Raw genomic sequence first — 12771 nt, 5'->3', positions numbered from 1 at the left:
GTTAACTTTTGCAATAATCCCAGATTAATTATGAAGATAAAGCTCTAAGACAGACCTATAAAATACTGTTTTTAATATTTTTAGCTAATTAATGACGATTTTTATTGCTTTCCGTGAAATGTAAAATCAAGTAATTTTTAATTTATTTATGTTTAAAAATCAGCTTTAAATCCGTGCCTGAAGCGGACGCTCTCTAGATTTCTGTAAACCCATCGAATCTGTTATATTTTGCGTCAAGTTAGAAATACATCGGTGAATAACATGACTGAACTAGATAAAGTCGAAATAAGTTTTGATCGGCTTCATCAGTTTTTTTGTAAAGTGCCAAGTGTGCAAAAAGCATTTATTGACAGCTATGGTTCAGACGGCAAGCAAGCTTGGTGGTTCAAATTTCAAATTAATATTGAACACCCGCTGGCATGGCAAACCGTGCAGGAACTGGGGCATGTGCTGAATTACATTTCAAAGAATGAACGCCTGCCGACGCAGTTTTTGCCCGTTTCACCGCCGCCGTATATGAACGGTGAAGCCAAGGATTTTCTGGCTTGGGTCATTCAATGCAATCACGCAGATTTCCCGCCGGATGTGGTGTGTGACTGGCTAGAAGCGCGCCTGCCGAATCCTGTAGAAGATGAAAGCAAATGGAAAATCAAAACCGATTTGCATGAACTGGATAAAATTTCAGATAAAGATTTGGATCAGATGGTGCCGCCCAATCCTGAGCCGAAGAATTAAGAAGCACTGAATCCCTCCTACCCTCCCTTTAATAAGGGAGGAACGTCCATTATCTCAGCCTTTTTGATGAGATATAAAGAGTTCCCTCTTCTGAACAAATTTTAAAGCACTGCTTTTAAACTGAAATGCAAGAATGGAAGGAAAGTCCCTCTTTATTAAAGAGGGATGCAGGGAAATTAACGAACAGCTTTAAAACGTCGACAGCCCGCTCCACTCCATAAAGCGGTACAGCGCATATTTCAGCTTGGATTCATCAGCATATTTGCTGTATGGCAAACTGATTTGACGGCCATTCAAATTGCTCCACGAGCTGCTGAAATACTGCTGAGCATCGCTAAAGACCTTATCTTGAGGCTTGCCGAGCACGCGGAAATCAGTCTCCAGATTATAGTTTTTCAAATTGCGGGCAGTGAAATTGGCAGAGCCTAAGATCAGCTCAGCTTGCTGTGCGCCTGTTTTCAAAATCATCTTGCTGTGGCACTGCTCTCCCTGTGTATTGCACCAGCGCACAGAGACACCGGCATCATTCAGCTCTGATGCCACCTGACGGTTCGGAATGCCGTTTTTCTGCCGGCCAAAAGCGTCCTTATTCGGATCCAGCAGCACGCGGACATTGACCCCGCGCTCACGCGCAGCTTTCAGGCCGTTGATAATCTTGCGCTCCGAAAGATAGAACATCGCCAAATCAATCTGCTCTTTGGGCTGGGCTGAATCAATCAATTTCAAGACCGCATCATAAATGGCTTTTTCAGTCAGCACCTGCACTTGCGGCAGATTTTTTGCATCTTCAAATTCACCCACAATGACTGCCGGCATATTGGCCTTGGACATAATGCCGACAGATTGCTCTGTTTTCAGCACATCCAAAGCGGTATTTCCGCTGACCACCAGCGCCACATTCGAATGGCGTGAACTGCCGTCATGCGGATTCATCGACGTAACTAAGGTTTTCCAGCCTTCTGCAGTATCAACCGCAATGGTTTTACGGTGATTAGCTTTAAAATTAAATAAATTCAAATAGCTTCGCACGGTAATTTTTTCTTTGCCAAATGGGTTCGGCAGCCAGCCTTGCTCAGCATTGTTGCCAATGCCCTGACAGCATAAATACCAAAAGCCTGACCACGCCGGATTGGATGCGCGCAGCGGCGTTAAATCTGTTTCTATGACATCAATGCCGGCTTGACGCAGCTGATGATATTGTTCTGCGTAGACCCCGCCATAAACCGAGTTAATCGGATCGGTAATGAATTTAACTTCAAGATTGGGAGTATATTTCCGTTTTTGAATCAGCGCATCCGTCAATTGCTGCATCAGCGCCTGATGCTGTATTTGCGAAGCGCCAATTTCCTGATTGAATAGAAACATATCCAGCACAATAGTGGTCTGCGCCTGCTCTATCAGACTCAGCATTTGCTTAAAGATCCGCTGATCCAGCTGCTGCTTGCCCTCTGCATCCAAATAGCTTTGATCCGCAAGGAACTGCACTTTTGCATGCCGTAATTTGCCAGTGTAATTCAGGCCTTCCGGCAAAGGCTTATAGACCTGATAAATTGCAGAGGAGAGATAGCCAAAGGCCAATAAACCAATCACAACACCGAAATATTGGCGGCGAGACCAATTTAGCTTGCTGTGAATTCGCTCAATAATACGCATAATAAAAAACCTAGTCCAATACGTTCAGACTAGGTTTTATCATCCGATTTTTCAAGAGGATTTCTGTGATTCAGGCTGCTTCAGCAGGCGAGCCGGCAAGACATTTAAAACCCAAATTCAACCCCGACTGTAAAGTTCCGGCCCACTTGAGGAATATTCGACAAGAAAGAAGCATGTGAATAGACTTGGTCATCCAGCAAGTTGTTGGCGTTGACATAAATACGGTAATCATTGCCCTTCGCATATTGCCCTGCGTAGGACAAGCCCACATTCACCATGTTGTAGCCTTGGGTTTCCTGCTCATAGTCAGCGAATTTATCCTGTTTAAACACATGATAGTATTCCGCCAGACCCGACCAGCCGTCAGCAAAATCAGCATTGACCTTTGTGCCTAAACGGCCTGCAGGCACGCGCGGCGCATTCACGCCATCAATTTTACCGCGCACATAATCACCGAATAAGCCGACTTTATACATCTCATTCACTTGATAGCCGGTTTCCGCTTCTACCCCATAAAATTTGGCTTTATCCTGCGTGTAGTCGACGAGGCGGAAATTATCCTCATGGGCGGTGGTCGCTGCATAAATATAGCTGTCGTACCAATTGTGATAAACATGCACATGGTAATCCAGTTGATCGGCTTCATAATGCAGGCCTAACTCCACATTATTGGATTTTTCCGCCCCCAGATTTTCATTGCCGCGCTCATAAGTATTGGTGGCAAAATGCTTGCCGTTGGCATACAGCTCTTGCGCTAAAGGCAAACGCTCTTGATGCGAGGCTACAAATGATAATTTATAGTCTGGTGCGAACGCCCAATTGACAGCGCCCGAATAAGAAATGGCATGGTCATCAAAATTCTTTTGTGCTGAATCAATATCAATCGTCTGCTGATCCATCCTTGCACCCAGTTCGACATGGAAATCCCCCAACTGTTTGTGCTCTAAACCGAACAAGCTCCATTTTTCAGTCGTATTCGGATTCATCAACGATTCTTCACCGCTGATGTTCAGTTTCTGACGGTTATATTGTGCGCCAATCACCCCTTCCCAATCTGCAATAGGATTGTGCACCAGCTCTAAGCGCGCATCATAGCCTTGGCTTTTAAACGTGGTCATCACTTCGCTTTCTTCAATTTCATCATGCTTATAGTCGGTGTAGCTGGCATGCGCGCGTAATTTTTGGAAACCTGCAAATGGCTCTGCCAGCTCAGTACGCAAGTCATAGCGTTCAGATTTTAAATCGACCCATGGCCCGCCATGCTCTTCTTCGTCATGGTCATGGGCATCGCCAGCACCGTGCGCATGGCAATCCAAGGTATTTCCATGCGGATGACAATTTTCATATTCATGGCTATGCCCCGGCAAACCGTATTGATCTTGGCGGTTACTATAAGATACCCCGAAAAAGCCACGTTCATGAATCCAAGAACCGCCGATATTCACGGTTTGACCTTCTGCAAAAGTATTGTCTACCCGGCGTTCTGATACATGCTCAACATGTTCTTCTACAGCACCATTGCCCAAATCATGTTCATGCGAATGAGTGTGCACATAATCCGGCGCAATATAGTTATTGGCTTTACGCTTTGAGCCTTCTACGCCGATAGCAAACTGATCGCCCAGCGCAGCCGTCACACCGGCGCTTGCCAGCTTTTCATCACTGCCCGAGTTGTAGCGCAGCCCAGCTTGCCCTTCATAGCCTTTTTCCGGCATTTGGGTTGGAATTTTCTGATCCGTGACATTGACCAAGCCGCCCACAGCGCCTGCCCCGTACAGCAAGGTAGATGGCCCGCGGATAATTTCCACCTGCTTCGCTAAAATCGGATCGACCGTCACTGCATGGTCTGGCGACAGTGCAGAAACATCTGCCGTTTCCGACGCATGCTGCAGCACTTTGACACGCGGGCCATCCTGACCGCGAATCACAGGGCGGCTTGAGCCTGAACCGTATTGGTTGGAATAGACGCCCAGCTCATCCGCCAAGGCATAGCCAATGGTTGCCGGCCGTTCAGCCAGTTTTTTTTGACTGACAATACTGTCTGCAACTGCAAAATCCGCTGCGGTCTGCTCTAATGGATGCGCTTGCACATGAATGGTTTCCAGCTGCTGCGCCTTGGGCTGCGGCACAGCAGAGGTTTTTTGAATAGCCGGGCCATCTGCAAATGCAAACGGCGAGACTGTGGCAAAAAATGAGACAGTGATTAAATTCTTTTTAAAGATATTTTCAAAGGACATGGATATAGCTCAGGCGGGCTGCTTTTTAATTAATGTTATAATATAACATTTCATTAATTTTGCAATAAAAAACATTCCCCTGCGCCTGCATCGATTACACTGCTGAACTGTCCGCTCGCTTCGATTCTCAGGATTCTTTTTTAAATCAATGCCATTTACCATCTCTCATGCTGTTCTTGCGCCGCCGCTGTCCAAGCTGACAGGCAACCGCTTACCGATCTCCGCCTTAGCGATTGGTACGATGGCGCCGGATTTGTTTCGCTTATTTACCAATGCTGATTATGACGGCTCACATCAATGGTCAGGTTTAATCTTTCCAAACCTCATGCTTGGACTGATTTTATGCGTGCTCTGGTATATGCTGTACCGCCCAATGCTGTTCGCTTTTTTTGGCCTCAACAAACCGCTGAACATTGCCGGCTTGAATCAGTTTTGCGGTTTCATCATCAGCCTTATTTTGGCGCTGCTTGCGGGAACATCCACACACCTGATTTGGGATGGATTGACGCATGTCGACTTTCGCACCTTTGCATTTAAAGAGGTTTTAAGCCTGCCGATTCAGCTGTTTGGCAACAGTTATCCTCTGCATCGCGTTTTGCAGATTGGACTATCGGCCTTGGCGCTGCCCGTTTTAGCATGGATGATCTACCGTCATCACTTGCATTACCGCAGTAAAATGACGATTCACCGCAATGTTAAAATTTATGTCTATAGTTTATCTATAGCATCATTGCTGGCAGGTATCCTCAGTTATTTCTATTTTGCTGAAAGCCTGTATTCAGAGGCCTTCGCGCATGATTTATATGCCTATGTCGGCAAATCGATTAATTATTTTTTCCGTGCATTTTTGGGTATGTTTACAGCAGGCAGCATGATTTTCGCCATTCTAAAATCCATGACAAATATTTTTCAAAACCATCCAGATAACTTGCATGCAAATAGGTAGATGCGGGCAATTTTTAGTGTTTTAAACTGAAGTCCTTGTGACAAAATGCCCAAAAAGAGGCATAATCTTCCCCTTTGTATAAAAGCGGTACGCTGTTTACGTATACGCTGACCTTAACCCATATAGTTGGATTTCTAACGCTATGATGCGAACTCATTACTGCGGTTCTTTAACCGAAGCTCAAATTGACCAAACCGTAACATTATGCGGTTGGGTTCACCGTCGCCGTGACCACGGTGGTGTAATCTTCCTTGACATGCGTGACCGCGACGGCCTTGTACAAGTGGTGATTGATCCTGATACCCCAGAAGCATTTGCAACTGCGGACAAATCACGCTCAGAATTCGTATTAAAAATTACAGGCCGCGTACGCCGCCGTTACGAAGGCACTGAAAACGCGAATATCGTGAGTGGTCAAATTGAAGTTCTGGGTAAAGAAATCGAAGTTCTTGCTGCTTCTGAGACTCCTCCATTCCCATTGAATGACGAAAACACCAATATTTCTGAAGAAGTGCGTTTGAAATATCGTTTCTTGGACATCCGTCGTCCAGAAATGCTAGATCGCCTTCGTTTCCGTTCAAAATTGACCAACCTAATTCGTAACTATTTCGAAGACAATGGTTTCTTAGACGTTGAAACACCGATCTTGACCCGTGCTACACCTGAAGGCGCACGTGACTATTTAGTGCCAAGCCGTGTTTCTAACGGCAGCTTCTACGCGCTTCCACAATCTCCACAGTTGTTCAAACAATTGTTGATGGTTGGCGGTATTGACCGTTATTACCAAATTGCAAAATGTTTCCGTGATGAAGACTTACGTGCTGACCGTCAGCCTGAATTCACACAAATCGACGTTGAAACATCGTTCATGAGTGACGATGACATCATGGATTTAATGGAAACTTTAACCGTTAAGATGTTCAAAGAACTTCTTAATGTTGAATTCGACAAATTCCCTCGCATGACTTATGCAGACGCAATGCGCGACTATGCATCTGACAAGCCTGATATGCGTATTCCTTTGAAACTGGTTGACGTTGCAGACATGATGCAAGACGTTGAGTTCAAAGTATTCGCAGGTCCTGCTAAAGATCCTAAAGGCCGTATTGTTGCGCTTCGCGTACCGGGTGCTGGCGCTTTACCACGCAGCCAAATTGATGAATACACGAAATTCGTAGGCATCTACGGCGCGAAAGGTTTGGCTTACATCAAAGTCAACGAACTTGAAAAAGGTATCGAAGGTCTTCAGTCTCCAATCGTTAAATTCATCGAGCCAATCGTACTTGATCTATTGAAACGTGTTGGCGCTGAAAATGGCGACATCGTATTCTTTGGTGCGGACAAAGCAAAAGTTGTCAATGATGCAATGGGCGCTTTACGTATTAAAGTCGGCCACGACATGAAACTTGCGACTTGCGAGTGGGCGCCGCTTTGGGTGGTTGACTTCCCAATGTTCGAAGAAACTGATGACGGCAAATGGACCTCTGTTCACCACCCATTCACGCTGCCTAAATCAAGCGTTGAAGAAGTGAAGAACAACCCAGGCGCAGCATTGTCTGTTGCTTATGACATGGTACTGAACGGCACTGAAGTCGGCGGCGGTTCACTGCGTATCTTCAACCTAGAAATGCAAAAAGCGATCTTTGAAGCGCTTGGCATTGATGAAGAAGAAGCCGAAGAAAAATTCAGCTTCTTATTGAATGCTTTAAAATTTGGCGCGCCTCCGCATGGCGGTTTGGCGTTCGGTCTTGACCGTCTTGTTATGTTGATGACAGGTGCATCTTCTATCCGTGACGTGATTGCATTCCCGAAAACCAAAACTGCTGAATGTCCGTTGACTCAAGCGCCTGCGCCAGTTGAACCGAATCAATTGCGTGACCTTGGCATCCGCCTTCGTGAAAAACCGAAAGCTGAAGAAGCTAAATAATCTTTAATTTAATCATTTAGATTTTAAAGTGATAAAAACCCTGCTCGATGCAGGGTTTTTATTTTTCAAAGGTCTTAAATGACCTTTACTGCACGCAAATACAACACGGAAAACCTATTTTGAATCATTTTGCTAAGCTGTAAAATGCAAACTGCGCTATGATGTGTTCATAAATACTCAATCAGCATAGAAATCTGCTGTACTCATTTGTTTATTATATAATTTTGTTCTTTAGATGCTCAACAATTCTATCCAGTCTATTTGACATAGTACGGTCTTGTGGCAAATCTTTCTTCAATCCTATCTTTCAAGATTTTGACACTTTTAAGATTTCTGAGCTAAAAAAATTACAATGTATCTCATTTTAAAAATGACAGCCCTCTTGCCTTTATGGCTTTTACAGCACATTGCCATTGCTGCCGCCTTTGCTCTGTACTGCTTAAATTCATCAATTAAGCGTATTACTGCAACCAATATTCAGCTGGCATATCCACACTTAAACCAAGAAACACAGCGAAAATTAATTAAAAAAAGCATTCAGAGCCAATGCTTAACCTATCTTGAATTTATCAAATGCTGGGGAATGCCGCCTGCGTACAGTCTCAGTTTATTAAACAATATTTACGGTGAATCTATTTTAAAAGAGGTCTTAGATAATAAAAAAGGCATCATTGTGGTTGTACCGCACTTTGGATGCTGGGAACTGCTCAATGCATGGCTGAATGTGTATACACAGCCAATGATTATGTATAAGCCCAACAAAAACATAGGCATCAACCGCTATGTGCTGGAAGCGCGCCAAAAGTTTAATGCCACCTTGGTGACAGCCGATGAAACGGGTATCCGCGCAATTTTCAAGCACCTGAAACTAGGCGGTTTAACTGTCATTTTACCCGATCATTTACCTAAAGCTTCCGGCGGCATTTATTCTGAATTTTTCGGTCAAAATACCTTATCAGCCACATTGGTTTCAAAGCTTGCCAGCAAAACTCAATGCAATGTCATTGGCTTAAGCTGTATCCGCAATGCAGAGTTATCCAGCTTTGATGTACATTGCACACAGCTCTCCGATGATATTTTATCTAAAGATCTGCAGCAGTCTGTCGATACCCTGAATCGGGCAATGCAAGAAATGATCAACAATGCCCCTGAACAGTATATTTGGTCTTATAAGCGTTTTAGAAATTGCGCTGGAAATATTAATGTTTACCATCCTCAAGCCAACTGATTCCCGCAAGTATTTATGTACTGAAATAAAAGTTATGAAATAGGACTAATTTACCTTTCATTTCAGCAGAATATTTTTATTCAATTGTGATAAATCATCAAAAATGGCATAATCCTCCCGTTCTTTTATACAGTGAATTCGCTCATGGCTATGCGTCCTGAAGTTCGTCGTCGTGCAATTGTTTTAATTATATTTGCTGTCGTGCAATGGGTTTTTATGCGCTACATCGTGGACAATCAGCTATTCAATTTAACCACCTATAACCGCATTTTGGTTTTCTGTGTCAGCAGTCTTGGCGGTGCATTACTGATTTTCGTCGGCTTGATTTATATGGTGCTGAAAGGCAATACGGATAATCAAAATTAAAATATAGCCTTCAAACACAATATAATTATGAAAAAATAAAACAGTAATATAAATAACAACCTCTCTAAGGTCATTGATACGCTATTCTACATTATGGAAATTCTCAATTTGGACTGCTCCCAGTATCCTAGACATTGAAGTAGCCTCATTTTGAAGCTGCTTCAAAGGCTTCTGGGCTCATTCCATCAAGATGCGAATGGCGCCTGATTCGATTGTAAAACATCTCGATGTAATCAAACACATCCGCACGCGCCATTTCGCGTGTTTTATAGATTCTCTTTTTAATTCTTTCCTTCTTCAAACTACTAAAAAAGGATTCAGCAACAGCATTGTCCCAACAGTTCCCCCTGCGGCTCATGCTGGGAATCAAGTTATGCTTCTGACAGAATTTCTGCCAGTCTCCGCTGCTGTATTGTGAACCTTGGTCTGAGTGTATGATTACAGGTTCATTGGGTCTGCGTCGCCATACCGCCATTAAAAGTGCATCCAAAACGATATCCTTGGCAAGCGTAGGTTTCATTGACCAACCGATGACTTTCCTTGAATATAAATCGAGAACCACAGCCAGATATAACCAGCCTTGCCAAGTGCGGATGTAGGTAATATCAGTCACCCACGAGGTATTAGGTGTGTTTACAACAAATTCTCGATTTAAATGGTTAGGTAGCACAATCTGAGGACGACCACGACCATAACTTTTATGCTTCTTATATCCTCGAACAGCGGCAATGCCATTGTTCTTCATGATTTTCAGCACACGATTAGGTCCACAGCTTTCTCCTAACTCTTTAAGATCCAGCGTGATGCGACGATAACCATAAATGCCATAACTAGCATCATAAGAAGAACGAATGAGCTGTAATATCCGCTTATCTTCAATAGTCCTATCTGATTCAGGTTCATGCAACCAGGCGTAATAGCCAGCACGAGCAATCTTAAGGACCCGACACATCGTTTTAATCTTAAATTGATGACTGTACTCAAGAATAAACTGATACTTTACTCGGGCAGGCTTGCAAAGTACCTTGCGGCCTTTTTTAAGATGTCCCGTTCCTCTTCTGTCTGTTTAAGCTGACTTTTAAGGCGAAGGATTTCTTTCTTTGCTTCGAGCAGTTCATGTTCATCAGAATTGTTGCCTAAAGGCTGTACCGCCTTTAGCCATTTATAAATACTGTGCTGGGATACACCTAAACGCTCTGCAACATCAGTGACAGAATATCCTCGTTCAGTAATCAATTTTACAGCTTCATCTTTAAATTCTGGGGTATAACGTTGTCCACTCATAATGTGTTCTCCTATGCAAAAAGAATAGACCATATTTGTCTAGGAGAGTGGTGGCAGTCCAGAAAGGATTGAGTGAAAGCTATGGACAAAATTACGTGCTAAAGACAATAAAAAAACAATGGCATATCATCTATTTAAGGATATAAAAAACATAAAGGCTATAGGCGCGGTCGTCCTCATATTGTGCCACCAAATCACTTAAATCGAGAGTTTATTGTAAACACACCTGATACGTTCCGAAACAATGTTTATCAGGTGACGGATATAATCTACATTCGCACATGGCTAGACTGGTTATATTTGATAAAAGAAGAAACGAATTAAAAAAGAGGATCTATGAAGCATGTGAAATGTCGTGTGCAGATGCGTTTAATTACATCAAGAGTTTTACAATCGGATAGGATCTTTAGTATTAGATGCGATGAGCCCAGAAGCCTTTAAGGTAGCATCAAATGGGCTGTCTTGTATCTATCTAAGATACTGGAAACAATCCAAGACAATTCTCAACCTTTTACAACTTTTATCCTTTATTGTGACAGTATATGCACTAAACATTATTAAACCTATGACAAATATGTTTTTTTAATAATTTCAACAATTTTTCCTGAAGATTTTCCATCTCCATATGGATTGCTTGCTTCAGACATTGAATTATAAAGATTTTTATCATCTAATAAAGCTTGTACATTTGAGATTATTCCATTCTGACTTGTTCCAACCAACTTGACAGTTTCAGCTTCAACAGCCTCAGGCCTTTCCGTTGTATCCCTCATCACTAAAACAGGAATGCCCAAGCTTGGAGCTTCCTCTTGTATACCTCCAGAATCAGTTAAAATAAGATAACTATGCTTCATTAAATTTACAAATTCCAAATAAGATTGGGGCGGAATTAAAAGTATATTTTGAATATCGGATAAATAGCCATTCACTACATTTTTTACATTTGGATTTAAATGCACGGGATAAATGAATTGAACAGCAGGATTAAGTTCAGCCAATTTCTGTAATGCCAAGCAAATATTTTTAAACCCAATACCAAAATTTTCTCTTCTATGTCCCGTAATCAATACCATTCTCTTTAACAGTTTTAAGTCTAAAAATAATTCTTCAGAAAGTTTGGGTGAAGGTAAATTATCTTTGTTAGCAACACTCAGCAATGCATCAACAACAGTGTTCCCTGTTATAAATATTTTCTCTAATTTTATACCCTCAGTGATAAGATTTTCTTTAGCAACTTTAGTAGGTGAAAAATGTAGACTTGCTAATCTAGAAATAAGCTGTCTATTTCCTTCTTCTGGCCATGGTGACTTTAAATTATTTGTCCTCAACCCAGCTTCAACATGACCAATGTCAATTTGATTATAAAAAGCAGATTGAGCAACAACAAAGGCTGTCAAAGTATCACCATGAACCAATACTATCTCAGGCCTAAATTGACTAAATACTTCATCCATTTGACTCAAAATTCGTGCAGATATTTGACTTAATGTTTGATTAGGGGACATAACATTTAAATCAAAATCAGGCGTGATCTCAAATGTATTTAATACCTGATCCAGCATTTCCCTATGTTGCGCTGTGACAAGGACCTTTATATTAATCTTTTCATCAGCCTTTAAAGCTTTTACTATAGGTGCCATCTTAATTGCTTCTGGGCGAGTTCCAAAAGCAACTAACACATTTATTTTTTTCATATTTATTACAACACCTGCAAGTATAACTTTTCAGTTTTTTTAGCAATGACTATCCAATCAAAGTATAATTTTGCCCGCATTACACTTGCTTGACTTAATTGAATATATTTTTCATCGCTAAAAGCCAATACCTCATCTATTTTTCTTGACATTGATTCTGCATCATGCGGAGGAATAAGAAAACCAGTTATACCTTCTTCTATTAGATAAGGTATTCCACCAACACTAGTCCCTATCAAAGGCAATCCGGAAGCCATTGACTCAAGCCCAGTAATGCTTGTCGCCTCGTAAAAAGAAGGCAGAACTGAAAAATCAGCTTTTTTATATAATGCTGGCATATCTGAGTTTTTAATTGCACCAAGGAATGTAACTCGGTCAACTATATCCGCTTTCTTAAATATGCTTTCCATTATTGCCTGTTCTGGCCCAACACCAGCAATTAAAACCTTAAACTTTTTATTTTTAGCTAAAGTTAATGCTTTTGCAAAAACAACAACACCATTTTTTTCAACCAATCTTCTCGCTAAAATTAAAGTTTTTTCTGCATTTAAGTTATCATTTACTTTTCGTTAGTCGACAATACTTCGATTTGCTGGTCGCCATCAAGGTCAGCAATTTCAATGATTGAAACGTCAAAAGTACCGCCGCCCAAGTCGTAAACCGCGATTTTACGGTCGCCTTCTTTTTTGTCCATACCGAAC

Annotated in this window: 9 protein-coding genes and 3 pseudogenes; 6 read left to right on the top strand and 6 right to left on the bottom strand. The window is 42.0% G+C overall.

Annotated elements, in window-relative coordinates; translation table 11 throughout:
* Nucleotides 1–261 precede the first annotated feature (261 nt).
* Nucleotides 262–735 carry a hypothetical protein gene (locus tag AZH43_RS13610; RefSeq protein ID WP_067670592.1) on the top strand — a complete coding sequence of 158 codons (474 nt, stop codon included), beginning with the start codon at nt 262–264 and terminating at the stop codon, nt 733–735.
* Nucleotides 736–924: 189 nt separating this feature from the next.
* Here AZH43_RS13610 and AZH43_RS13605 read toward each other — a convergent pair whose 3' ends face one another.
* Both AZH43_RS13605 and znuD read right to left on the bottom strand, forming a co-directional pair.
* A complete protein-coding gene (locus tag AZH43_RS13605; protein ID WP_067670590.1) occupies nt 925–2388 on the bottom strand; it encodes a phospholipase D family protein in 1464 nt (487 codons plus the stop codon).
* 104 nt (nt 2389–2492) lie between these two features.
* Entirely contained in the window at nt 2493–4625 is a 2133-nt protein-coding gene (znuD, locus tag AZH43_RS13600) for a zinc piracy TonB-dependent receptor ZnuD (RefSeq protein WP_067670588.1), read from the bottom strand.
* A 148-nt stretch (nt 4626–4773) separates the two neighbouring features.
* Between znuD and AZH43_RS13595 the strand changes: the two genes are divergently transcribed.
* The 4 genes from AZH43_RS13595 to AZH43_RS13580 all read left to right on the top strand — a co-directional run bounded on the left by AZH43_RS13595 (nt 4774) and on the right by AZH43_RS13580 (nt 9092).
* Nucleotides 4774–5571: a DUF4184 family protein gene (locus tag AZH43_RS13595; protein WP_067670586.1), complete on the top strand. Its 798-nt coding sequence runs from the start codon at nt 4774–4776 to the stop codon at nt 5569–5571.
* 142 nt (nt 5572–5713) lie between these two features.
* Nucleotides 5714–7498 carry an aspartate--tRNA ligase gene (gene aspS, locus AZH43_RS13590; RefSeq protein WP_067670584.1) on the top strand — a complete coding sequence of 595 codons (1785 nt, stop codon included), beginning with the start codon at nt 5714–5716 and terminating at the stop codon, nt 7496–7498.
* Nucleotides 7499–7850: 352 nt separating this feature from the next.
* Nucleotides 7851–8726, top strand: coding sequence for a lysophospholipid acyltransferase family protein (locus AZH43_RS13585; protein ID WP_171254473.1), 876 nt, complete (start codon nt 7851–7853; stop codon nt 8724–8726).
* Between the two features lie 144 nt (nt 8727–8870).
* Entirely contained in the window at nt 8871–9092 is a 222-nt protein-coding gene (locus tag AZH43_RS13580) for a hypothetical protein (protein WP_067670580.1), read from the top strand.
* Nucleotides 9093–9237: 145 nt separating this feature from the next.
* On the opposite strand, the gene AZH43_RS13575 is transcribed toward AZH43_RS13580, so the two are convergent.
* Nucleotides 9238–10376 (bottom strand): IS3 family transposase gene (locus AZH43_RS13575; RefSeq protein WP_106386944.1). Its coding sequence is split into 2 segments (ribosomal slippage): nt 9238–10118 and nt 10118–10376, totalling 1140 coding nucleotides; the frame shifts between segments, so codons are not numbered across the junction.
* Nucleotides 10377–10408: 32 nt separating this feature from the next.
* Here AZH43_RS13575 and AZH43_RS19225 point away from each other — a divergent pair.
* A pseudogene (locus tag AZH43_RS19225) lies at nt 10409–10679 on the top strand (IS3 family transposase); the annotation flags it as partial.
* A gap of 260 nt (nt 10680–10939) precedes the next feature.
* On the opposite strand, the gene wecB reads toward AZH43_RS19225, so the two are convergent.
* From wecB to AZH43_RS18465, 3 genes and pseudogenes are all read right to left on the bottom strand, one after another.
* Nucleotides 10940–12070: a non-hydrolyzing UDP-N-acetylglucosamine 2-epimerase gene (gene wecB, locus AZH43_RS13565; protein WP_067670574.1), complete on the bottom strand. Its 1131-nt coding sequence runs from the start codon at nt 12068–12070 to the stop codon at nt 10940–10942.
* Between the two features lie 5 nt (nt 12071–12075).
* Nucleotides 12076–12606 (bottom strand): annotated as a pseudogene (locus tag AZH43_RS13560) (glycosyltransferase family 4 protein); the annotation flags it as partial.
* 32 nt (nt 12607–12638) lie between these two features.
* A pseudogene (locus tag AZH43_RS18465) lies at nt 12639–12771 on the bottom strand (Hsp70 family protein); the annotation flags it as partial.

Origin of the sequence: Acinetobacter pragensis (genome assembly GCF_001605895.1) — a bacterium.
GTDB classification, from domain to species: Bacteria; Pseudomonadota; Gammaproteobacteria; order Pseudomonadales; family Moraxellaceae; genus Acinetobacter; species Acinetobacter pragensis.
The sequence above is the reverse complement of the archived record's forward strand: the minus strand, read 5'-3'. Positions and strand labels throughout refer to the sequence as shown.